The organism is Bradyrhizobium sp. JHI2711, from assembly GCF_056156565.1.
Genome location: NZ_JBPZPT010000002.1, coordinates 778192 through 801435 on the forward strand (window position 1 = coordinate 778192; position 23244 = coordinate 801435).

General features: G+C 66.2%; 19 protein-coding genes. 12 read left to right on the forward strand and 7 right to left on the reverse strand.

The window, feature by feature from the left end:
- Positions 1-56: 56 nt before the first annotated feature.
- The 3 genes from ACTEK7_RS16160 (at position 57) to ACTEK7_RS16170 (ending at position 2917) form a co-directional block, all read left to right on the forward strand.
- Entirely contained in the window at positions 57-989 is a 933-nt protein-coding gene (locus tag ACTEK7_RS16160; RefSeq protein ID WP_225147439.1) for a sugar-binding protein, read from the forward strand.
- A 104-nt stretch (positions 990-1093) separates the two neighbouring features.
- Positions 1094-2071 carry an aldo/keto reductase gene (locus tag ACTEK7_RS16165; protein WP_225147495.1) on the forward strand — a complete coding sequence of 326 codons (978 nt, stop codon included), beginning with the start codon at positions 1094-1096 and terminating at the stop codon, positions 2069-2071.
- Between the two features lie 3 nt (positions 2072-2074).
- A complete protein-coding gene (locus ACTEK7_RS16170; protein ID WP_225147438.1) occupies positions 2075-2917 on the forward strand; it encodes an amidohydrolase family protein in 843 nt (280 codons plus the stop codon).
- 182 nt (positions 2918-3099) lie between these two features.
- Here ACTEK7_RS16170 and ACTEK7_RS16175 read toward each other — a convergent pair whose 3' ends face one another.
- Positions 3100-4329: an ABC transporter substrate-binding protein gene (locus ACTEK7_RS16175; protein WP_109142196.1), complete on the reverse strand. Its 1230-nt coding sequence runs from the start codon at positions 4327-4329 to the stop codon at positions 3100-3102.
- Positions 4330-4444: 115 nt separating this feature from the next.
- Positions 4445-5371, reverse strand: a complete 927-nt coding sequence (locus ACTEK7_RS16180) for a class I SAM-dependent DNA methyltransferase (RefSeq protein WP_225147437.1) — start codon at positions 5369-5371, stop codon at positions 4445-4447.
- Between the two features lie 66 nt (positions 5372-5437).
- Between ACTEK7_RS16180 and ACTEK7_RS16185 the strand changes: the two genes are divergently transcribed.
- From ACTEK7_RS16185 to ACTEK7_RS16205, 5 genes are all read left to right on the forward strand, one after another.
- Positions 5438-6475 carry a ligase-associated DNA damage response exonuclease gene (locus ACTEK7_RS16185; RefSeq protein WP_036020502.1) on the forward strand — a complete coding sequence of 346 codons (1038 nt, stop codon included), beginning with the start codon at positions 5438-5440 and terminating at the stop codon, positions 6473-6475.
- Complete coding sequence (locus ACTEK7_RS16190) at positions 6472-8133, forward strand: ATP-dependent DNA ligase (RefSeq protein ID WP_225147436.1); 1662 nt, start codon at positions 6472-6474, stop codon at positions 8131-8133. The genes ACTEK7_RS16185 and ACTEK7_RS16190 overlap by 4 nt, the downstream gene beginning before the upstream one ends.
- Before the next feature lie 121 nt (positions 8134-8254).
- Entirely contained in the window at positions 8255-8560 is a 306-nt protein-coding gene (locus tag ACTEK7_RS16195) for a DUF6460 domain-containing protein (RefSeq protein ID WP_035996474.1), read from the forward strand.
- Between the two features lie 27 nt (positions 8561-8587).
- The gene (locus tag ACTEK7_RS16200) at positions 8588-9322 is read left to right on the forward strand and encodes an MBL fold metallo-hydrolase (RefSeq protein ID WP_225147435.1); all 735 of its coding nucleotides are present in this window, start codon (positions 8588-8590) and stop codon (positions 9320-9322) included.
- A 3-nt stretch (positions 9323-9325) separates the two neighbouring features.
- Positions 9326-10651: an MATE family efflux transporter gene (locus tag ACTEK7_RS16205; protein WP_225147434.1), complete on the forward strand. Its 1326-nt coding sequence runs from the start codon at positions 9326-9328 to the stop codon at positions 10649-10651.
- 127 nt (positions 10652-10778) lie between these two features.
- On the opposite strand, the gene ACTEK7_RS16210 is transcribed toward ACTEK7_RS16205, so the two are convergent.
- Positions 10779-11876 (reverse strand): quinone-dependent dihydroorotate dehydrogenase, encoded by a 1098-nt coding sequence (locus ACTEK7_RS16210; protein WP_225147433.1) that lies wholly within the window; start codon positions 11874-11876, stop codon positions 10779-10781.
- Complete coding sequence (locus tag ACTEK7_RS16215; protein ID WP_035996479.1) at positions 11873-12217, reverse strand: DUF952 domain-containing protein; 345 nt, start codon at positions 12215-12217, stop codon at positions 11873-11875. The genes ACTEK7_RS16210 and ACTEK7_RS16215 overlap by 4 nt, the downstream gene beginning before the upstream one ends.
- Before the next feature lie 292 nt (positions 12218-12509).
- On the opposite strand from ACTEK7_RS16215, the gene ACTEK7_RS16220 reads away from it, so the two are divergent.
- Complete coding sequence (locus ACTEK7_RS16220; protein WP_225147432.1) at positions 12510-13166, forward strand: S24 family peptidase; 657 nt, start codon at positions 12510-12512, stop codon at positions 13164-13166.
- Between the two features lie 9 nt (positions 13167-13175).
- Here the strand turns inward: ACTEK7_RS16220 and ACTEK7_RS16225 are convergent, their stop codons facing one another.
- The 3 genes from ACTEK7_RS16225 to ACTEK7_RS16235 all read right to left on the reverse strand — a co-directional run bounded on the left by ACTEK7_RS16225 (position 13176) and on the right by ACTEK7_RS16235 (position 19554).
- The gene (locus tag ACTEK7_RS16225) at positions 13176-14819 is read right to left on the reverse strand and encodes a lysine--tRNA ligase (RefSeq protein WP_225147431.1); all 1644 of its coding nucleotides are present in this window, start codon (positions 14817-14819) and stop codon (positions 13176-13178) included.
- 352 nt (positions 14820-15171) lie between these two features.
- Positions 15172-18597: a tetratricopeptide repeat protein gene (locus tag ACTEK7_RS16230; RefSeq protein ID WP_225147430.1), complete on the reverse strand. Its 3426-nt coding sequence runs from the start codon at positions 18595-18597 to the stop codon at positions 15172-15174.
- Between the two features lie 369 nt (positions 18598-18966).
- Positions 18967-19554, reverse strand: a complete 588-nt coding sequence (locus ACTEK7_RS16235) for a PadR family transcriptional regulator (RefSeq protein ID WP_225147429.1) — start codon at positions 19552-19554, stop codon at positions 18967-18969.
- Positions 19555-19749: 195 nt separating this feature from the next.
- Here ACTEK7_RS16235 and ACTEK7_RS16240 point away from each other — a divergent pair, with 195 nt between their 5' ends.
- The 3 genes from ACTEK7_RS16240 to ACTEK7_RS16250 are packed head-to-tail and all read left to right on the forward strand — an operon-like array spanning position 19750 to position 23230.
- Positions 19750-20136 (forward strand): nuclear transport factor 2 family protein, encoded by a 387-nt coding sequence (locus ACTEK7_RS16240; protein ID WP_036020541.1) that lies wholly within the window; start codon positions 19750-19752, stop codon positions 20134-20136.
- Between the two features lie 39 nt (positions 20137-20175).
- Positions 20176-21966, forward strand: a complete 1791-nt coding sequence (locus ACTEK7_RS16245) for an acyl-CoA dehydrogenase C-terminal domain-containing protein (RefSeq protein WP_225140705.1) — start codon at positions 20176-20178, stop codon at positions 21964-21966.
- Between the two features lie 55 nt (positions 21967-22021).
- Complete coding sequence (locus tag ACTEK7_RS16250; RefSeq protein ID WP_036020547.1) at positions 22022-23230, forward strand: acetyl-CoA C-acetyltransferase; 1209 nt, start codon at positions 22022-22024, stop codon at positions 23228-23230.
- Positions 23231-23244: the final 14 nt, after the last annotated feature.

The following is a 23244-nucleotide window of genomic DNA, read 5'->3' on the forward strand; positions in this document are numbered from 1 at the left end:
TATCCGCTTCCCGGGGGCTTTCGAGGGGATAGGCACCAACAAGAGTGGAGGAGACAATGAGGAAACTGCTTCTTGCCGGCATCGCGGTTGCGATGATGGCCACGCCGACATTTGCTGCGAACTACCGCTTCGTCATCGTGCCGAAGGCGATGAACAATCCGTTCTTCGATTTTTCGCGCGACGGCTGCCTGAAGCGCGCCAAGGAGCTCGGCAACATCGAGTGCATCTACAAGGGACCGGTCGAGCATGAGCCGGCGAACCAGGCCCAGATCATCCAGGACTTCATCACGCAGAAGGTCGACGGTCTCGCCATCTCAGTCGCGGACGTCGCGGCCATGACCAAGTCGATCGAGGCGGCGACCGCCGCCGGCATTCCCGTCATCACCTTCGATGCCGACGCGCCGGGCTCCAAGCGCATCGCCTATATCGGCACCAACAACAAGGAGTTCGGCCTGGCCCTCGGCAAGGAATTGCTGAAATTGCGGCCTGACGGCGGCAAATACGCGATGGTCTCCGGCGGTCCCGGCGCCAAGAACTTGGCCGAGCGTGTCGACGGCGTGCGCGAGGCGCTGAAGGGCTCGAAATGGACCGAGGTCGCGGGTTCGCCGAGCTTCTGCAACGACGATCCCGCGCTCGCGGTCCAGCAGATGACGGACATGCGCACCGCAACGCCGGATCTCGCCGCCATCGTTCCGATCGGCGGCTGGCCGATGTTCGCTCCCGAAGGCTTCAAGGCCTTCGCCAGCAGGAACAAGAAGGACATCGATTCCGGCAAGTTCACGCTGGTCGTCGCCGATACGCTGAAGATGCAGCTCGAGCTGCTGCGTGACGGCTATGCCAATGCGCTGGTCGGCCAGCGTCCGTTCGAGATGGGCGAGAAGGCGATGGACACGCTGCTCGCCATCAAGAAGGGCGAGAAGGTGCCGGAGATCGTCTACACCGGCCTCGATCTCGTCACCAAGGACAACGTCGCGAAGATGTTGAAGTAGGAGCGCTGCCCAGCCCCGCGCTTCTGCATGCCTCTCCCGCTTGCGGTTTCCGCAAGCGGGAGAGATGATTTGGAATGGACGACGACTGCTGGAAGGCGATGGGAATGAAAAGGTCGCGGCTCGGCGCTCTCGATGTCACCTCGATCGGCCTCGGTTCAGCCCCGCTCGGCGGATTGTTCTCGCCCGTCAGCGATGCCGATGCGCAAGCGACGATTGAACGCGCCTGGTCGCTCGGTGTCCGATTCTTCGACACCGCCCCGCTTTACGGCTTCGGCCTCGCGGAGCGGCGGCTGGGCGCCTTCCTGCAGCAACAGAGGCGCGACTCCTACGTCATCTCGACCAAGGTCGGCCGCCTGCTGCGCGTACCGGACAATGCTGCGCCGGAGGACGAGCACTACAAGGGCACGCCGCGCGAGCGGCCGGTGTTCGATTTCAGCTATGACGGCGTGATGCGGTCGGTGGAGGAGAGCCTGCAGCGCCTCGGCCTCGACCGCGTCGACGTCCTGCTCGTGCATGATCCCGACGATCACTATGACGATGCCGTCACCGGCGCCTTCCGCGCGCTCCAGCGCCTGCGCGGGGACGGCACGGTCAAGGCGATCGGCGCCGGGATGAACCAGTCGGGGATGCTGGCTCGCTTCGCCGAGGCCGTGCCGGTCGACTGCTTCCTGCTCGCCGGCCGCTACACGCTGCTCGACCAGGGCGCACTGGATGCGCTGTTTCCGCTGTGCCAGGCCAGCAATATCGGCATCCTGCTCGGCGGCATCTACAACAGCGGCATCCTGGCCAATCCGCGGGCCAGCGCGAAATTCAACTATCAGGATGCTGATGCTGCGCTCGTGGCACGCGCGCTGGAGCTCGACGAACTTTGCCGCGGGCACGGCACCGAGCTGAAAGCCGCCGCGCTGCAATTCTGCATGGCCCATCCGGCGGTGACGGTCGCCGTGATGGGCGCGCGCAATGCCGCCGAGGTCGCCGACAACATCGCGATGTCCGAGAAGGCGGTGCCGCCGGCATTCTGGCAGGAGCTGCGGGCACGAAAGCTGGTCGATACGCGCGCGCCGCTTCCTGGCGGAGGTTGAGGCATGATCGTCGATGCCCACCAGCATTTCTGGGATCCGGCGCGCGCCGATTATCCCTGGATGGAAGGGGACGAGCTGGCGCCGATCCGCCGTGCCTTCGGCCCGGCCGATCTCGCGCCGCTGCTACAGGCGAACGGCATCGAGGCCAGTATCGTGGTGCAATGCCGCTCCGCGCTGGAGGAGACCGAGGAGTTTCTGCGTATCGCGGCTGCGACGCCCTCGGTGGTCGGCGTGGTCGGCTGGGCCGATCTCACCGATGCGGCGCTCGGCGAGACGCTCGACCGGCTGCGCGCTCTGCCTGGTGGCGACAAGCTGGTCGGCATCCGCCACCAGGTCCACGACGAGCTTGATGCGGATTGGCTGCTGCGCGAGGACGTCCAGCGCGGACTCACGGCCGTGTTCGCCCACGATCTCGCTTACGATTTCCTTGTCCGCAGCCGCGAGCTGCCCGCGGCGGTCGCCACCGCGCAGGCCTTTCCGCACGCGCGTTTCGTGCTGGATCACGCCGCCAAGCCGCCGATTGCCGCCGGCGGGAGCGCGGAATGGACCGAGCGCATCGCAGCGCTGGCTGCCTGCGGCAATGTCTGGTGCAAGATCTCGGGATTGGCGACCGAGGCGGTCTGGAACGATTGGAATGCGGAACGGCTGTTTCCGTTCGTGGAGCACGCCGCGAAATGTTTCGGCGAGGACCGGCTGATCTTCGGATCGGATTGGCCCGTATGCCTGCTCGCGGGAAGCTACGGCGAGATCAAGACCGCGCTGGAGACCTGCCTGGCGAGGCTCGGCCCGCGCGTGCGGGGCAAGGCTTTCGGCGTGAATGCCAAGGCTGTGTATCGCTTGGGTTAATCTGCAGTGGATGTGCGCTCTTACCCTCTCCCCTTGTGGGAGAGGGTGGCTCGCCGCGAAGCGGCGAGACGGGTGAGGGGTCTCTCTCCGCGAGCTCGCGTGTGGATAGATACCCCTCATCCGGCGCTTCGCGCCACCTTCTCCCACAAGGGGAGAAGGAAAAGGCGACGGGGCCCGCCTCGCTACTCCGACATCGGCTTGTCGGAGATGTCCCAGTCTTTCCCGGTGAAGGTGGAGATGAACAGCGTCTTCATCGGTGTGTAGTCCTCGGGCGTGTAGCTGTAGGTGACGCCATCGAGGAAATACGGCGAGTGGAAACCTTGCAGGTTCGATGCCTGCTTCAGCACGTTGGCGCGGGTGAGCTCGTTGCCGCAGCGGCGCAGGATCTCGGCCATGGTGGCGGCCTGCCCGTAGCCGGCGAAGGCGATGGTGTTGTCGGGATCGATCGCCGGCGTGTACTTCTTGCGCAGCTCCTCGAACGCCATCACGTCCGGGTCCTTCTCCCATTTGGGCAGGCCGACCTCCTTGTTGTAGCGGATCGCGACGATGCCGGTGGCGTTCTCGAGCCCCGCGGCATTGAGGATCGAGCGGCCGGTGGAGCCGGCGGACAGGAGGTGCAGCGGCTTCCAGCCGAGCTCGGCCACTTTCCGGATCGACTGCGACGAGGCCTTGCCGGTCGAGATGTTGTAGAAGACGTCGGCTCCGGACTTCGAGAGATTGATGAGCTGGGAATCGACGGTCGGCTCGGTGAGATCGTAGGTCTGCTCCATGATCACTTGCGCGGTGCCGCCGGCGTCCGCCAGTACTTTCTTGAACGGACCGAGGAAGTCGCGGCCGAAATCGTCGTTCTGGTAGAGGATGCCGATCTTCGCGTTCGGCTTCACGCTGACGACGTGCCGCGCGAGGATGCGCGCCTCGGTCGGATAGAGCGGCAGGCCCGCCATCGTCCACTTGAACTCTTTCGGATTATTCCACTTCGACGCGCCGGTGTTGAGCAGGAGCTGCGGCACGCCCTTGGAGTTCAGGTATTTGTGCACGGCGGTCTGCGGCGCGGTGCCGAGCGAGCCGTACAATGCGAGCACTTCCTCCTGCTCGACCAGCCGGCGCGTGGCCTCGACGCATTTCGGCGCGCTGTAGGCGTCGTCCATGGTGAGGAACTTGACCTTGCGCCCGTTGATGCCGCCCTTCTCGTTCAGCATCTGGAAATAGGCTTCGCCGACGCGGCCGAGCACGCCGTAGAGCGAGCCGGGGCCGGAATGCGGCACGGTCTGACCGATCTTGATCTCGGTGTCGCTGGCACCCGCATCGTATTTCTTCTCCGCGGCCCAGACGTAGGGCGCGGGCAATGTCGATGCGGCGATGGTGGCGAGCGCGCCGGCGCTGAAATCGCGCCGCGATGGATTCTTGGTCATTGTTGTTTTCTCCCTGATGCGCGCATTGTGCTGACATCGCAGCTCGGCTCGCAAGTGGGAAGTCGCAGCTTTGCGACGCAATGACGCTCAAATCGCCAGGCGTTAGCGCCTAGACTCAAGTTTTCTCGGCGACGACGACGAGGCCACGCACCGGCTCATTGTTCTCGTTGCGCGGCGAGGCCGGCTCCAGCGTCAGCAGCTTCATCCCCGCCTTCGCGATGGCGCCGCGCACATATTCCGCCGAATGGGCATAACGCAGGCCATCGCCGAGCACGATGCCGTCGCCCGCATGCGTCTCCAGCGTGAAGGCGAGCACGCCGCCTGAGACGAGCACGCGCCTTACTTCGCTCAGTACCGGTGCGAGATCGGAAAGATAGACGAACGCATCCGCGGCCACGACGAGGTTCGCGCTGGCATCTGGCCTGCCGCGCAGGCCCTCGATCATGTCGGCCACTTCGAGCTCGGCATAGAGGTTCGTCGCCCGCGCCTCCTTGATCATGCCGGGTGACAAATCGATGCCGGTGAAATGGTCGACCTGCTTGGCGAAAGCCGCCGCCGCGAGCCCGGTGCCGCAGCCGAGATCGATGGCGCGCTTGAAGTAGGCGGGCTTCTTGGCGGCGACGCGCGCCGCCAGCACCGCCTTGAAGATCAGCGTCGGGGCACGATAGCCGAGATCGTTGATCAATGTGTGCTCGAACCGCGGCGCGTATTGATCGAACAAGGCCTGCACGTAGGCCTTGGGCATCTCCGCCATCTCGGTATCGCCGAGCCGCATCAGGTGCAGGCCGGCGCCGTGCTGATCCCCGGGATCGCATCGCCGCGCTTCACGAAAGGCCGCGATGGCCTTGTCGCGCTCGCCGAGCTGCTGACGGATCTCGCCGAGCGTGAACCAGGCCGAGGTGAAGTTGGGCGCGAGCTCGATCGCCTGCTCCAGGAGGTCGGCCGCGGCGGGAAGGTCGCCCTTGAGCTGGAGATCGCGCGCGAACTCGAAGCGGCGGTCGGCCATGAGATCGCCGGAGGTCAGGAACAGGCGGAGCGGCATTGAGGAACCAGGAAACGAAATGGGTAAATGACTCGAAGATGTGATGGCTCGACTTATATAACAGGCATGCGCCCGCAAGACATCCTGCTGCCAAATGCTGCCGGCCTGTGCTGCAAGCCCGGCGGCTTCCATATCGACCCCGTCCGCCCCGTGGAGCGGGCCGTGATCACCCACGGCCATTCCGACCATGCGCGTGCGGGCCATGGCGCGGTGCTGGCGACGCAGGAAACGCTGGACATGATGCGGCTGCGCTATGGCGAGAACTTCGCCGGTTCGACCCAGGCCATCCGCTATGGCGAGGAGATCCGGCTCGGCGACGTCAAGATCAAGTTTCACCCGGCCGGCCACGTGCTGGGCTCGGCGCAGATCGCCGTCTCGTGCAAGGACACCTGCATCGTCGCCTCCGGCGACTACAAGGACGCGCCGGACCCGACCTGCGCGCCGTTCGAGCTGGTGCCCTGCGACGTCTTCATCACCGAGGCGACGTTCGGCCTGCCGGTCTTTAGGCATGGCGATGCGAGCGACGAGGTCAAGAAACTGCTCGCTTCCGTCGCGCTGTTTCCGGAGCGCGCGCATCTCGTCGGCGCTTATTCGCTCGGCAAGGCGCAGCGCGTGATCAAGCTGCTGCGTCAGGCCGGCTATGATGCGCCGATTTACCTGCATGGCGCGATGGACACGATCACGCATTACTATCAGAGCCGCGGGATCGACCTCGGCGAGCTCAAACCAGTGAAGGGCATGAAGAAGGCGGCGCTCGCCGGCACCATCACGCTGGCACCGCCCTCAGCCACCTCCGATCTCTGGACGCGGCGCTTTCCCGATCCGGTCACCGCCTTCGCCTCCGGCTGGATGCGCGTGCGCGCCCGGGCGCGGCAGCGCGGCGTCGAGCTGCCGCTGGTGATCTCCGATCATGCCGATTGGGACGGCCTCACCGCGACCATCGCGGCGACCGGCGCCGGAGAGATCTGGGTCACCCACGGCCAGGAAGATGCGCTGGTGCATTGGTGCCGGAGCAAAGGCCTGAAGGCACGGCCGCTCGACCTCGTAGGCTATGGCGACGAGGAGGAGAGCGAGACGCCGATTCAAGCCGAGGCCGAAGCATGAACCGCTTCGCCGAGCTGCTCGACCGCCTCGCCTATGAGCCCGGCCGCAACAACAAGCTGCGGCTGATCACCGGTTATTTCCGCGAGGTCGACGATCCCGACCGCGGCTATGCGCTGGCTGCGCTGACCGGCGCGCTCAGCTTCAAGCACGCCAAGCCCGCGCTGATCCGCGACCTTATCGCAGCACGCACGGACGAGGTGCTGTTCGGGCTGAGCTACGACTATGTCGGCGATCTCTCGGAGACGGTTGCGCTGATGTGGCCGAAGGCCGCGCTCGCCGCCCACAACAACCCGCCGCCACCGAGCCTCACCGAGGTCGTCACCACGCTGCGCACGCTGGGCAAGTCCGAGCTGCCCAAGCAGCTCGAGCGCTGGCTCGACGAGTTAGATGAGACCGGGCGCTGGGCGCTGCTGAAGCTCGTCACCGGGAGCTTGCGCATCGGCATCTCCGCGCGTCTTGCCAAGACTGCGGCCGCAGCGCTCGGCGACAAGGACCCGCACGAGATCGAGCTGATCTGGCCGGGGCTCGTCCCACCCTATCTCGACCTGTTCGCCTGGCTGGAAGGCCGCGGCGACAAGCCCGTCAATCGCGATCCCGCGCCGTTCCGGCCGGTGATGCTGGCGCATGCGATCGAGGACAACGATTTCGCCGCGCTCGATCCCGCCGACTACATCGCCGAATGGAAATGGGACGGCATCCGCGTGCAGGCGGTGGCCGGGCGCGACGAGCGCGGCCATATCACCGCGCGGCTCTATTCGCGCACTGGCGAGGACATCACGGGAAGCTTTCCGGATCTCGTGCCGTCGCTGCGCCTGCCGGGCGCGATCGATGGCGAGCTCTTGATCCTGCGCGAGGGCCGGGTGCAGAGCTTCAACGTGTTGCAGCAGCGCCTCAACCGCAAGGTCGTGTCGCCGAAGCTGATCAAGGAGTTTCCGATTCACCTGCGTGCCTACGATCTGCTCGGCGACGACGAGAACGATCTGCGCGAGCTGCCTTTTGCCGAGCGGCGCGAGCGGCTGGAGCGATTCATCGCAAAGCTCGACGATCCCCGCATCGATCTCTCGCCCACCGTACCCTTCGATAGCTGGGAGGCACTCACCGCCGCACGCGCGGATCCTGCGAGCGCCGGCGCCGGCGAGGACGCGGACGCCGTCGAAGGCGTCATGCTGAAGCGGCGCGATGCGCCTTATCTGCCGGGGCGGCCGAAGGGGCAATGGTGGAAGTGGAAGCGCGATCCGCACATCATCGATGCCGTGTTGATGTATGCGCAGCGCGGCCACGGCAAGCGCTCGTCCTATTATTCCGACTACACCTTCGGCGTCTGGACCCAGACCGAGAATGGCGAGGAGCTGGTGCCGGTCGGAAAGGCCTATTTCGGCTTCACCGACGAGGAGCTCTTGCAGATCGACCGCTTCGTCCGCCGCAACACCACGGAAAAATTCGGCCCCGTCCGCCACGTCGTGCACGAAGCGGACAAGGGGCTGGTGCTGGAGGTCGCTTTCGAAGGATTGCAGCGCTCGCCCCGGCACAAATCCGGCGTCGCCATGCGTTTCCCCCGCATCAGCCGCCTGCGCTGGGACAAGCCGCCGCGAGAGGCCGACCGGCTGGAGACGCTGGAGAAGATGTTGAAAGCCGAGGCGGCGGAGATCGAGGTGTGAGGCATCTTCCCGGTGGTTCACCCGAATTAAACTCCCGTAACCCGATTGACGGCCCCTTGCGGGTTCCCCATGTCCCCCGCCGTGCCCTATAATGGGTTCGAATCCGCTTCAGGAGTTTGCGATGGTCCAAGACGTCAGAGATTTGCCGGCCGGCCGCAGCGACGGCCTGCACCGCTTTCTCGGCGGCTCGCCGCTGGCGGTCGCGTTCCGCCTGGTGCTGCTCTCGATCCTGGTCGGCGTCGTGCTGGCGACGATCGGCTTCGATCCCTGGAACATCATCCACAGCATTCGCCTGTTGTTCCAGCGGCTGTGGGACCTCGGCTTCGATGCGGTGAACTGGCTGTGGCGCTACTTCCTGCTCGGTGCGGTCATCGTGATTCCGATCTGGCTGCTGTCGCGCGTGTTCGGCGCGCCGCGCGGCAGGTAAGGATCGGATTGAGGGAGTGCGCAGCCGATGCAATTGCGGTTCGTCGGCTGCGGTGATGCTTTCGGCTCCGGCGGCAGGCTCAACACCTGCTTCCACGTCTCGGGGCGCAAAGCGAACTTCCTGATCGACTGCGGTGCGTCGGCGCTGCCGGCGCTGAAGCGGCTCGAGATCGATCGGGGCGACATCGACCTGATCCTGATCACGCATTTCCATGGTGACCATTTTGCCGGCCTGCCGTTCTTTCTGCTCGACGCGCAATTTTCCGGGCGAACGCGGCCGCTGACGATCGCGGGCCCGCAAGGCATCGAGAGGCGGCTGCGCGAGGTGATGGAGGCGCTGTTCGAGCATTCCTCGAACACCAAGCCGCGCTTCGAGCTGAACGTGGTCGAGCTCGCGCCCGGGCAAAGCCAGCGCTTCGGCGCGGTGAATGTGACGCCCTATCCGGTCGTGCACGGCGAATCAGGCGGACCGTTCCTCGCCTATCGCATCGCGGCCGAGGGCCGCACGCTCGCCTACAGCGCCGATACCGAATGGACGGAGACGCTCATTCCGCTGGCGCATGGCGCGGACCTTTTCATCGCCGAAGCCTATATGTACGAGAAGGTGGTCAAGAATCACCTCAGCCTGAAGACCTTGGAACAGCATCTGCCCGACATCGGCGCCAAGCGGCTCGTCCTCACCCATATGAGTGACGACATGCTGTCGCGCCTGGGCGAGGTCGAGCACCTCGCCGCCGAAGACGGCATGGTGCTCGTGTTCTGAAAGATGCACGCACCCGTCCATCACCGCGTCGGTAGCCGGCAGGTCTTCGCCATTGCAGGTCCGGCGATGGTCGCGAACCTCACGACGCCGCTGATCGGCGTGGTCTCGACCACCGCGATCGGGCGGCTCGACGATGCCGCGCTGCTCGGCGGCGTCGCGATGGCCTCCGTCATCTTCGACTGCCTGTTCTGGTTGTTCGGCTTCCTGCGCATGAGCACGCTCGCCTTCACCGCGCAGGCGCTCGGCGCGGGCGAGACGCGCGAGCAGACCGTGATCCTGGTGCGCGGCTTCATCATCGCCGGCCTGATCGGCGCGGCGCTGATCGTGCTGCAGCTGCCGCTGGCAGGCGCACTGTTCGACCTGATGGGCGGCAGCGAGGGCGTGACGCAGGCCGCGAAGACCTATTTCATGATCCGAATCTGGTCCTCGCCCTTCGCCTTCGCCAATTACGTCATCCTGGGCTGGCTGGTCGGGCAGGCCCGTGCCAATCCGGCCCTTGCGCTCCAGGTCGTCATCAACCTCATCAACATGGTGGCGACGATCCTGCTGGTGCTGGTCTACGACACCGGCATTGCCGGCGCGGCGATCGCCGCGCTTCTGTCCGAGACGATCGGCTTCATGCTCGGCGTGATCGTGTGCAGGCGCCATGCGCTCGGCGGTTTTGCCATACCTCGCGCAACGCTGTTCGATCGCGACAAGCTGATGCGGCTCCTGGCGGTGAATACCGACATCCTGATCCGCACCGCGGCGCTGATCGCCGTGTTCCTGTTCTTCACCGCCAAGGGCGCGCGGGCCGGCGACGTCACGCTGGCCGCGAACTCCGTGCTCAACAATTTCCTCCTGGTCAGCGCCTTCTTCCTCGACGGCCTTGCCAATGCGGCCCAGCAGCTTTGCGGCCGCGCCTTTGGCGGCCGCGACGCCAAGGGATTTGCGGATTCGACCAGGCTGGTGCTGCTCTGGGGGCTCGGCTTCGCAATTGTCGTCGCCGTGCTGTTCGCCGCGTTCGGCCCTCACATTATCAACGTCATGACGGCGAGCGAGGACGTCCGCCGCGCCGCGCGCGAGTTCCTGCCCTTCATCGTGCTGGCGCCGCTCCCCGGCGTGTTCGCCTTCGGTTTCGACGGCATCTATGTCGGCGCGACCTGGGCGCGGGAGATGCGCAATCTGATGCTGCTCTCGCTCGCGATCTTCTTCGCCGCCTGGCTGGCGCTGCAATCGTTCGGCAATGCCGGCCTGTGGAGTGCGCTGATCGCGTTCTACGTCGCGCGCGGCGGCTTGCAGGGCGCGAGGTATCCGGCGCTGTATCGCGCGACGTTCGTGAAGCCGTAGAAGAACCGTAGCCCGGATGGAGCGCAGCGTAATCCGGGGGCTTTGTCCATGCCGATAGCTTCCCGGATTGCGCTGCGCTCCATCCGGGCTACGAAGTCTGCGCAGGCGAGGAGAGGCGAAGGACGCCTCACATCCCCGGCCAGTCTTCCGCCGTCAGCGTCGCCGCGTCGGCGCCGACGATCTCCGACAGCGAATCCCGCCCCGTTCTGAGCAGCGTGGAGGTCAGGTCGCGCTTGATCTCGTCGACGAGGCCGAGGCCCTTGTAGACCAGCGAGGAATAGAGCTGGATCAAACTGGCTCCGGCGCGGATCTTGGTCAGCGCGGCGCCGCCCGAATCCACGCCGCCGACGCCGATCAGCGGGAATGCGCCCTCGACGCGCACATAGGTTTCCGCGACCATGCGCGTCGACAGGCGGAACAGCGGCCGGCCGGACAGGCCGCCTTGCTCCTTCGCCCGCGTCTCATCACGCAACGTGCTCGGCCGCGCGACCGTGGTGTTCGACACGATCATGCCGTCGACCCGGCGCGAGCGCGCGACCTGCACGACGTCGTCGAGCTGAGCGAGGCTCAAATCCGGCGCGATCTTGAGCAGCACCGGCGTGTCGCCGGCCTTCTGCCTGACACGCTCGCGGGCCTCGATCACGCGCGCGAGCAGATCGTCGAGCAGCGCGCCTTCCTGAAGGTTGCGCAGGCCCGGCGTGTTCGGCGAGGAGACGTTGACGGTGAAATAGCTCGCCACCGGCGCGAAGGTCTCGATCAGCTTGACGTAGTCGCCGACGCGGTCCGGCGAATCCTTGTTGGCGCCGACATTGACGCCGACGATGCCGCCGTGCTGCGCGCGCGCAGCAAGCCGGCGCAGAGCCGCCTCCGCGCCGTCATTGTTGAAGCCCATGCGGTTGATGATCGCCTCGTCGCGCTCGAGACGGAAGAGCCGCGGCCGCGGATTGCCGGCTTGCGGCTTCGGCGTCACCGAGCCGATCTCTACGAAACCGAAGCCGAGCCGCAGCAGCGCGTCCGGCACCTCGGCGCTCTTGTCGAAGCCCGCAGCCATGCCGATCGGATTGGGAAAGTTCAGCCCGAAGGCGCGCACCGCGAGCTTGGGATCATCGGCGCGCGGCTTGACCGGCGGCAGGAAGCGCAGGCCCTGGATCGCGAGGCGATGCGCGTCCTCGGGATCGAGCCAGCGCAGCACCGGCAGCGAAAAGGCGTCGAACGCGCGGATCACGGCAACAGCTCCGGAACATCGTGACTGCCGTCGGAGCGCATGTTGAGGTTCATCACCGCAAGGACCGCGCCGAGATCGAGCTCGCCATAGAGATGCGGGAAGAGCTCGTCATTGCGCGAGCGTTCCCAGCGCAACTCGCTGCCGAGCGCGTCGCCGTCGACCTCGACCAGGAACAGCGCGCGCTGCCCGAAATAGTGCTTGCGCAGGGTCTCGGGAACCTGGGCCGCGGTCGAGAAATGGATGAACCCGTCGCGCGCGTCATCTGCGCTGCCCCGGTAGACACCCTGCCGTTCCGCCTCGCGCCAGGCCGAGGCCGGACAGATTTTGTAGATCTTGACCACCGCTACCGCAGCCTTGTTTGTTCTTTGAGTCTCTTGGGTTTTTTCGCTTTTCGCGGGTCCTCGAAACCCCGGCGCGACCGTAAAGGCCGCCCCTTCCGAACTCAAGGCTTAGAGCCTTTTCCGCGCCGATGAAATCGGCACGGGGCTCCAGATTCCCGTTTTGCGCGCTTTCCTGACGCGAACGGCTACCCGCTTCGTTTGCGAACGCCGCCTCGGTCGCCTCTTGCGCGAAAAACGGAAAACCGGTTGATTTGAGGACAGTTTTCCTGAGTTGCGACGGGCTGGACCTTCCATGGTCAGACAGGCCAAAGCGCAGAGGATGCTGACTCACGACCAGATCTGGGCCGCGCTGGACCGGCTGGCGGCGCGCGCCGGATTGTCGCCGTCCGGCCTTGCCAAGCGTGCCGGGCTCGACCCTACCACCTTCAACAGGTCCAAGCGCGTCACCGCCGACGGCCGCGAGCGCTGGCCCTCGACCGAATCGATCGCAAAAGCGCTGGCGGCGGCCGACGCCTCGATCGACAGCTTTGCGAAGCTGATTGATGACGACGGTGGAAGCGGCCGCGGCTCGGTGCCGCTGCTCGGCTTTGCACAGGCCGGAATGAGCGGCGCCTTCGATGAAGCCGGTCTTCCAACCGGCAGGGGCTGGACCGAGATCGCGCTTCCGATCGGAGAGGACGGTCAAGTCTTTGCGCTGGAGATTTCCGGCGCTGCGCTACTGCCTGCCTATCGCGACGGTGACATCATCCTGGTCTCGCCTGCGGCGCCGATCCGCAAGGGTGATCGCGTGGTGGTCAAGATCAAGACGGACGAGATCACGATTGCGACCCTGAAGCGCCGCACGGCAAAGACCCTGGAGTTGGCGCCCCTCGATGCGTCACAGGCGGCGCGAACGGTCGCGGCGAGCGATGTCGCCTGGGTTGCGCGCATCATCTGGGCGAGCCAGTGATGGCGTCGCTCAGGCACTCCTCGCCAGCGCGCCGTCGATCATGTTGACCGCGTTCTGCACGCCGTAGACCGCGACGAAGGAGCCGAAGCGCGGGCCCTTCTCCTGGCCGAGCAGGACCTGGTAGAGCATGTTGAACCAGTCCAGCGTGACGCCGGGGCGGCCGTCCTTGCCCTTCTTGACCTGGTCGAGGAACGGCTCGCGGCGGCCGATCTCGTAGACAACGTTCTGGATGTCCTCGGCCGAGGCGTCCTGCGCCAGCTGCGACAGCGCATCGCGCAAATCCTGCAGCGCCGCGCGCTCGCTGTCATCAGGCACGCGGAACTGCTTCGTCGGCGCGACGAAGTCGCGATAATAGTTGATGGCGTAGCCCACCATCGCATCCAGCTTCGGATGCGTCTGCGGACTCACGCCGGGCCGATAGCGGCCGATGAAGCCCCACAGCGTCTCGGCGTTCTCCGCGTTCGACGATGACACCAGCGTCAGGAGCAGCTGGAAGGTGACGGGCATGTCGCCCGTCGGCGGCTTGCCGTTGTGGATGTGCCAGACCGGATTGCCGAGCTGCTGCTTGCCGTCCTGCTTCGGAAAGCCGTCGAGGAATTGCTGGTAGTCGTCGACATTGCGCGGGATGACGTCGAAATACAGCCGCTTGGCCGCCTTCGGCTCGCGGTACATGAACAACGAGAGCGATTCCGGTGAGGCGTAGCGCAGCCATTCGTCGATGGTCAGGCCGTTGCCCTTCGACTTCGAGATCTTCTGGCCCTTCTCGTCGAGGAAGAGCTCGTAGTTGAAACCTTCGGGCGGCGTGCTGCCGAGCGCTCTGGCGATCGCGCCGGACAGCTTCACGGAATCGATCAGGTCCTTGCCTGCCATCTCGTAGTCGACGCCGAGCGCGACCCAGCGCATCGCCCAGTCGGCCTTCCACTGGCACTTGACGTTGCCGCCGGTGACGGGTGTCTCGACTTCCTGGTTGGTGTCGGGATCGACATAGGTCACCGTGCCGGCCGCGACGTCGCGGCGGATCATCGGCACCTGCAGCACGACGCCCGTGGTCTTGCTGATGGGCAGGAACGGCGAATAGGTCGCGCGGCGATCCGGGCCCAGCGTCGGCAGGATGATCGCCATGATCTTGTCGTAGGCGGCGAGCATCTTCAGCAGCGTCGCATCGAAGCGGCCCGACGTATAATAGTCCGTCGAGCTCGCGAACTCGTAGTCGAAGCCGAAATGATCCAGAAACGCGCGCAAGCGCGCGTTATTGTGCGCGCCGAACGACGGGTACTCGTTGGAGAACGGATCCGGCACCCGCGTCAGCGGCTTGCCGATATGAGCGGCCAGCATCTCCTTGTTCGGAACGTTGTCGGGCACCTTGCGGAAGCCGTCCATGTCGTCGGAGAACGCCAAAAGGCGCGTCTTGACCTTGTCCTCGGTGAGCACGCGGAAGGCGTGGCGCACCATCGAGGTGCGCGCCACCTCGCCGAACGTGCCGATATGCGGCAGGCCGGACGGACCATAGCCGGTCTCGAACAGCACCTCGTCCTTCGGGCTTTTCTTCAGCCGCGCGACAATGGCCTTCGCCTGCTCGAACGGCCAGGCGTTGGATTGTTCGGCGAGCGCACGCAACTCGCTCGGGTTTGCGGCTAGATCAATAACGGACATCAGGGGCCTCCGGGCCGCGGAAAATAGCGATTTCCCGGCAGAATGCAAAAGCTGCGAGCTAATACCCCCAGCCGTCTCCCGGTTGCGCAGGGCTATCGCATTTGGGAGCTTTTTCCTGCGGCCATCCTTCGAGACGCCCGCTTTGGGCGGGCTCCTCAGGATGAGGGCGGAGTGCGCGGCAGCGGTTTCAACGAGCACTGATGCTGATTAGCCTCATCCTGAGGAGGCGCGTTAGCGCCGTCTCGAAGGACGAGGCGTGCGCGCAGCCCGCCGCCACAAGTCATATGCGCTAGCCATGCGCTTGCGGGGGAGGGTTGGGAGTGTCTCCGCGTCGGATCGAATGCGATGCGGCTCAATGCGCCGCTGAGGCCGAGCGTTTCGTCGCCACTTGCTTGGGGGCCGGCTTCGCGCTGGCCTGCGGTGCGCTGTCCCAGCCGCCGTTCGGGGTCGCAACGTTGACGGCATCGTCGGGCTGCGGCTCGGCGCTGAAGGTCTGGATCGCGAGCTTGGCGGCCGCCAGCGATTGCGGGTCGAGGCGCTTGGCGACATCGTCGCGCTTGCCGGCGGCATCCGCATCGCCCTGGGCAGCTGCCAGGTTGAACCATTTGTAGGATTCGGCGAGGTTCTGCTCGACGCCGATGCCGCGGGCATAGAGGATGCCGAGGTTGAACTGGCTGTCGGCGACGCCGCGATCGGCCGCTTTCCGGAACCACTGCGCCGCGCTCTTGTAATTGGCGCCGCGACCGCCGCCGTCGGCATCGAGCACGGCGAGATTGTGCATCGCCTTGGCGTTGCCGCGCTCGGCGGCCTGGGTGTAGTAGCGGCGCGCGATGTCGGCGTCCTTCTTCACCCCTAGGCCCTTTTCGTAGAGCGTGCCGAGGCGGAAGATTGCGGGGACGACCCCGGCCTGCGCCGCGCGGTCGTACCACTTCGCCGCTTCGTCGTAATTCGTGGCGACGCCCTTGCCTTCGGCAAAGCGCACGCCGATCTCGTAGGCCGCGGTCGCATCGCCCTTCATCGCGGCGCTGCGCAAGGCCGGGCCACCGATACCTTCAGGCAGCTTCTCGCTCGGCGGCACCTGAACGACGCCGAGCTTGGCGCGACTCGTGCCCGACAGCGCGCCGGTGACGTCGCTTGAGGCCGGCGGCATCGCCGCGGCAGGCGCTTGCGGGATCTCAACGGAGGCCGAGCTGCCGGAACCGGGAAGAGGCGCCGGCGCGGCATTGTTCTGCGATTGCCGTCCGATCGGTGTCGGCGACGTCATCGACGGGGTGATCTGCTCGGGCGCGGCTGGCTTGGTCTCGACCGGCGGCGGCGCCGGCTGCGGGGCCGGTTCGCTCGGGATGTTTTGCATCGCCTGCGGCGTCGGTGACGAGCTGCCGCCTTCGAGCAGGTTCATCGCCATCTTGAAGGTGCCGAGCACGATCACGACCACGCTCGCGCCGACCAGTAGCGAGCGGATCTTCGAGGTGATGGTCGAGCCGCCTTCCTGGCCCTTCTCCTTGGCGCGGGCGATCGCGGCCTTGGCGCCGCGGGCCGGCTTCTCGGGCGGCTGTGCGGCGGCCGCTTGCGCCGCGCGGCGGGCGGCGGCGATGAAGCTCGACGACGACACCGGCTCCTTCGGCGCGGCGGCGATTCCGCTGATCGCGTCCTCGGAGGCGGCGATGCGCTCCGACGGCGTGGCGAGACGTCCGCCCGGCCGTGTGCCCGGCTCGAGCGGGTGATCCGGCGGCAGCTCCGGCGCGAGTGCGGCGCGCGCGGTGTGCGGCTCCAGGATCTCGCTGATCGCGCGCGGCGGAACCGGCGGAGCCGCCGGCACGGGCGGCGGTGCGGCGGGGGTGGCGGCGTGGAACTCGCGCGGTGCGGCGACGAAGGCAGCCGGCGGCGCCTGCGCGGCAGCTGGATTGGGCAGCTCGGGCTTCGGATCGTATTTCGGCGGCTGTGCTGGCGGTTGCGGCCGCGGCTCGCGCGCCATCGGCGCCTGCTCCATCGGCGCCGCCATCGGCATCGACATCGGCTGTGGGGCGGGGGGAGGCGGCGCGGTGCGCACCGCGCGCAGATCGCCCTCGATCATCGAGAGGCGATCGACGACGTGACCGAGCGCGCTGTGGACGGCCTCGAGCGAGTCCTGGGTGTGCCGGTTGGTCTCGGCCTGACTGAAGCGGATGTCGGAGAGCTCGCGCTTGACGAGATCGACCATGCCGGAATCGGGCGGCGGCGCGGAACTGCGGCTCTCGGCGAGGGCCGCATAGGTCGCCTGCTGCCGTTCCAGGTGCCTGAGGATGTCGTGCAGCCCGTCCTCGACGCGGCTCAAATTGCCGTTGCGCGGATCGGCGGCGGCCTCGATCCGCTCCAGGAGATAGGAAACACGCTGCTCGAGATGGGCGAAGGTCGAGGCGGAATCGTTGCCGACCTGCATGCGGTCGAAGCGGTCCGACAGCGCGCGGATCGCAGCTTCGAGATGCTCGGTGCTCTCCGACGGCTGCGGCCGCTCGCGCGTTTCCAGCGCCGCCGTGAGCGCCGCGATGCGCTGCTCCAGCACCGCAAAGCTGTCGCCGTGGCCGGAGGCGCGGGTGATCTGGTCGACCTTGGACGACAGCAGCTGCACGTCTTCGGACAGCCGCGCCAGCGCCTCGTTGGATGCGACGTTGGAGACGATGGCGCGCAGCGCCGCGATCGCGCCTTCGAGCTGCTGGACGGTCGAGGGATCGTCATTGGCGCGCAGGATCAGGTCGAGCTTGGCGCCGAGATTGCGGATCGCCTCGTCGTAGCCGGTGAGCTGCTCGGCCGGCGTCAGCGTGCGCAGCACCTGCTTGATGTCGGACAGTGCGCGCTCGATGCCGGCAAGAACCTGCCCGTCGGTGCCGTTGGAGCGGGTCTCGTCGATACGACGGTGCAGCGAGCGGATCTCGTTCTCGATCGATTCGATCGCGCGCCGCGGCATCGCCTCGGTGATGGCGGCGCGGATTTCGGCAAGCTCGCTGCGGAAGGCGTTGATGGCCTGCTCGGTATTGTCAGGCCGCTGCAGCGATTCGATCTGGCTCGTGATCTTGAGCAGATGGCGCTCGAGCGCGGAAAAATCGGGCCCCGGCTGCGGTGGCGGCGGCGCATAGGCAGGGGCGGCCGGTGCCATCGGCGCGCAAGGAGCCGTTGGCGCAAGCGGCGGCGCGGCACGCGGCGGCATCTGCCGCGGCGCAAAGCCCTCGAGCTCGCTCTGGCGCGCGGTGATCTCGGCGACCGCGACGTCGAACGAAGCCGGGCTCAGGGGTGGTGAGCCGCGATAGACCTGCGCGGCGGCGCGCTCGACCGCATCGGCCTGGCGCTGACGCGTCTCGGCCGGGGTGGGGCGAGGGGCCTGCGGCTGCGCCGGTTGCCGCTGTGGGCGGGAGATCTGCGACAGGCGCGCGTCGAGTCGCGAGATCGCATCGTTGAGCTGGCGCGCGACGCCCTGCTCACGCGAGACGTCTGGTCGTGAGGAGTCTTGTCTTGAGACGTCTTGGCGCGGGGCGGGTTTTGAGATCCGCTCGATCTGCTGGGTGATCGCGTCGAGCCGCTGGTGGATGTCGGCGACTTCGCGGCTCTCCTGACTCGGTCCTTGGCTCGGCACGTGCTGCGGACGCTGATCGTAGGATGCGCGGAAGTTGGGCGGGGAAGTATCGCCGAGCGTGGAGTTCAGCCAATCGTTGAGCGACATGCCGGCACGGCGCGCAGCAGCCTCGGCCCGCTCCCGGACGGATGGATCGATGCCGTCGACACTCCACGATACGCGCGAATTCATGACTCTGTCCGGTTCCGACTTCGGCACCCCACCCCGGCGCCTCCAGCTTCCCCACGCGTGCCGGTTGCAAAGACAATCGAATTTGGCGCGGGTCGTCTGCCTCGAAAACCGACTTTTTCCTGTTACGGTAAATAACGAGTTAAGGAATGCGGAGCCGCTGTCTTAAAGTTGGGCGGGGGGAGCTGGGGGGCGGTGTTGTGTCGCTCATCCGGTCCCGAAACAAACCGGTGTCATGCCCCGCGAAGGCGGGGCATCCAGTACGCCGCGGCTCCTCGGCTCTAGCCGCGCCGTCTCTGGAATACTGGATCGCCCGCCTTCGCGGGCGATGACAGCGAGGAGGCGGAAAGGGCTCGCGTAACGTCGGCGCCCTCAGCCCTTCTCGCGCTTGCTATCCTCCAGCGGTACCACCGTCGCCTTGCCGCTCATCGCCGACAGCGCTTCCAGCGCCTCCTCGCAGAAGTCGGCCACCATCTGCTCGTGGCGGGCGCCGAGCTGGAGCAGGAGCAGATTGCCGAGATCGAGCCGGCCTTCCGCCGTGCCGTCGGGAAAGCGCTTCTTCAGGATGCGCTCGTAATTGGCGTGGCGGTCGCGGTGGTGCTCCAGGCGGGCCATCAGGTCGGTGCGCATGGGCTCGATGTCGATGCTGTCGAGCGCATGCAGCCGCACCAGGAGGTCGTCCTTGATCGAGGGCGGCGTGCTTGGCCGCGCGGCCCAGTGCCGCAGTGCTGTTCGGCCCTCGGGAGTCAGCGTATAGATCAGTTTATTGGGCTTGCCTGACTGCACGACCTCGCGGCCCTGGATGTAGCCGCGGTCGCGCAGCTTGGAGAGCTCGCGGTAGATCTGCTGGTGGTCGGCCTTCCAGAAGAAGCCGATCGAGGAATCGAACGTCTTGGCGAGTTCGTAGCCCGTCATCGGGCGTTCCGTCAGGCATGCGAGGATTGCGTCGCCCAGTGCCATGACCGGCCCCCTTCTTTAGGTTTGACCAAGTTGCTTGACTTTATGCGCATCGGCGCATATGCGTCAATGTGCATATGAGGCAGCGTGCAGGCGGGCCACAGGCCCGACTGAATAATGAAGTGAAATCAATCTCCTCGCTACTGTGCATGGGGTTGTTTTCGCACTTTTGCCCTTAGCCTAGGGAGGCACCTGAGAATGACCGGCCTCGATTCCTGGTACGCCTACATGAAGTCTCACGACCGCACCGCGCTCTGGGACCTCCTGCATCCCGATGCCGTGTTCGAAAGCCCGGTCGTGCATACGCCGCAGCGCGGCCGCGACATCACCTTCAAATACCTCTCCAGCGCCGAGAAGGTGCTCGGCGGCCCCGGCTTCACCTATGTCGGCGAGTGGCGCAGCGACAATGGCGCGGTGCTCGAATTCAAGAATGTCATCGACGGCATCGAGATCAACGGCGTCGACATCATCAGCTTCGATAGCGAGGGGCGCATCACCCACTTCAAGGTGATGGTGCGTCCGCTCAAGGCGATCAACATGCTGCACCGCCTGATGGCGGAGCAGCTTGCCGCCGCCCAATCATAAGCCCAACATCCTCCTCAAGCCCCATGCCGGGAGACCACTATGCCGATCTATAAAGCCCCCGTCGAAGACGTGAACTTCCTGCTCAACGACGTCTTCCAGATCGATCGCTACGACAATCTCGCGGGCTTCTCCGATGCGTCGAGCGACGTGCGCGAGGCCATCCTCGGCGAAGCCGCCAAGCTCGCCGAAGAGGTGCTGCAGCCGCTCAACCGCGTCGGCGATCTCGAAGGCTGCAAGCGTGCGGATGACGGCAGCGTCACCACGCCGAAGGGGTTCAAGGAGGCGTTCAAGCAGGTCGCCGAGGGCGGCTGGCTCGGCCTGTCGGCGCCGACCGAATATGGCGGGCAGGGCCTGCCGGTGACCCTGAGCCAGGCGGTCAATGAATTCCAGATCTCCGCCAACATGGCGTTCTCGATGTATGGCGGCCTCACCATGGGCGCGACCGCGGCGCTCTTGGTGCACGGCACGCCCGAGCAGAAGAAGACCTACGTTCCGAAGATGGTGGCCGGCGAATGGACCGGCACCATGAACCTCACCGAGCCGCATTGCGGCACCGATCTCGGCATGCTCCGCACCAAGGCAGTGCGGCAGGCGGACGGCAGCTTCAAGATCACGGGCACTAAGATCTTCATCTCGGCCGGTGAGCACGACTTGGCCTCCAACATCATCCATCTCGTGCTCGCCCGCATCGAGGGCGCGCCGGCCGGCATCAAGGGCGTGTCGCTGTTCGTGGTGCCGAAGTTCCTGGTCAATGCCGACGGTTCGGTGGGCGCGCGCAACGGCGTCGTCTGTGGCTCGATCGAGCACAAGATGGGCATCCACGGCAATTCGACCTGCGTGATGAACTACGACAACGCCACCGGCTGGCTGATCGGCGAAGAGAACAAGGGCATGCAGGGCATGTTCGTGATGATGAACGAGGCCCGGCTCGGCGTCGCCGTGCAGGGCCTCGCGCAGTCCGAGGTCGCCTACCAGAACGCGGTCGCCTATGCCCGCGAGCGCATCCAGGGCCGCGCGCTGTCAGGCGTCAAGGCGCCGGACAAGCCGGCCGACCCGATCATCGTGCATCCCGACGTGCGCCGCACGCTGCTCTCGATCCGCGCGTTCAACGAGGCCGCGCGAGCCTTCGTGATGTGGACCGCGCTGAAGAGCGACGTCGCCCACCGCTCCGAAGACCCCAAGGACCGCCAGGCCGCCGACGACCACATGGGTCTGATGACGCCGGTGTTGAAGGGCTTCCTCACTGACTATGGTTTCGCCAACGCGGTGCAGGCGCAGCAGATGTATGGCGGCCACGGCTACATCGCCGAGCAGGGCATGGAGCAGTTCGTGCGCGATGCGCGCATCGCCATGATCTATGAAGGCGCCAACGGCATCCAGGCGCTCGACCTCGTCGGCCGCAAGCTGCCGCGCGACGGCGGCCGCGCCATCATGGCCTTCTTCGGCGAGGTCATGGCGTTCGCCAAGGAGAACGGCGGCGACGAGGCGCTGAAGCCCTTCATCACGCCGCTCTCGACCTCGCTCGGCCATCTGCAGCAGGCGACGACTTGGCTGATGCAGAACGCGATGGCAAAGCCCGACAATGCCGGTGCCGCCGCAACCGATTACCTGCATCTCTTCGGCTTCGTCGCGCTCGGCTACATGTGGGCGCGGATGGCCAAGGTGACGAATGCCAAGATTGCCGAGAGCGGGGCGACGCCCTATCTCTCCACAAAACTCGTCACCGGCCGCTTCTTCATGGAGCGGATGCTGCCGGAGACCGCCGCCAATCTCGCGCGCATCCAGGCCGGCTGCGCCACCATCATGGAACTGCCGGCGGAAGCTTTCTGAGCCTGCTTCCGCTGCCTGCTCCCAATCGTACCGAACATCACATCAGGAGGGCGTCATGCCTGAGGCATTCATCTACGACCACGTTCGCACCCCGCGCGGCCGCGGCAAGCCGGACGGCGCGCTGCACGAAGTCACCGCGCTCGCGCTTGCGACCGTGCCGCTGAAGGCGCTGAAGGACCGCAACAACCTGCCCGAGGATTCGGTCGATGACGTCGTGCTCGGCGTGGTCGATCCGGTTGGCGAAGCCGGCTCCGACATCGCGCGCTTCGCGGCGCTGAAGGCCGGCCTCGGCGAGGCCGTCCCGGGCGTGCAGATCAGCCGCTTCTGCGCCTCCGGCCTCGATGCCGTGAACTTCGCCGCAGCGCAGATCATGAGCGGCCAGCATGAGCTCGTGATCGGCGGCGGCGCCGAATCCATGAGCCGCGTCGGCATCGGCGCCTCCGGCGGGGCCTGGCCAATGGATCCCTCGATGGCGGTGCCTGCCTACTTCATGCCGCAGGGCGTGTCGGCCGACCTGATCGCCACCAAGTACGGCTTCTCGCGCGACGACGTCGACGCCTACGCCGTGCAGAGCCAGCAGCGCGCCGGCAAGGCCTGGGACGAAGGCCGCTTCAACAAATCCGTGGTGCCGGTGAAGGACATCAACGGCCTCACCATCCTCGCCAAGGACGAGCACATGCGCCCCTCGACGACGATGCAGTCGCTGGCGCAGCTGCAGCCGTCGTTCACGATGATGGCGCAGATGGGCGGCTTCGACGGCGTCGCGGTGCAGTCGCATCCGGAGATCGAGCGCGTCAATTACGTGCACCATGCCGGCAATTCCTCGGGCATCGTCGACGGCGCCGGCGCCGTGCTGCTCGGCAGCAAGGAAGCTGGCAGCAAGTACGGCCTGAAGCCGCGCGCCAAGATCCGCGCATTCGCCAACATCGGCTCGGAGCCGGCGATGATGCTGACCGGTCCGGTCGACGTCACCGAGAAGCTGTTCGCGCGCTCCGGCATGAAGAAGTCGGACATCGACCTGTTCGAGCTCAACGAGGCTTTCGCCTCGGTCGTGCTGCGCTACATCCAGGCCTTCGACATCGACAATGCCAAGATCAACGTAAATGGCGGCGCGATCGCGCTCGGTCACCCGCTGGGGGCCACCGGCGCAATGATCCTCGGCACCGTGCTCGACGAGCTCGAGCGCACCAACAAGTCCACCGCCCTGGTCACGCTGTGCATTGGCGGCGGCATGGGCACCGCGACCATCATCGAGCGCGTCTAAGGGTTGAGGAGCAA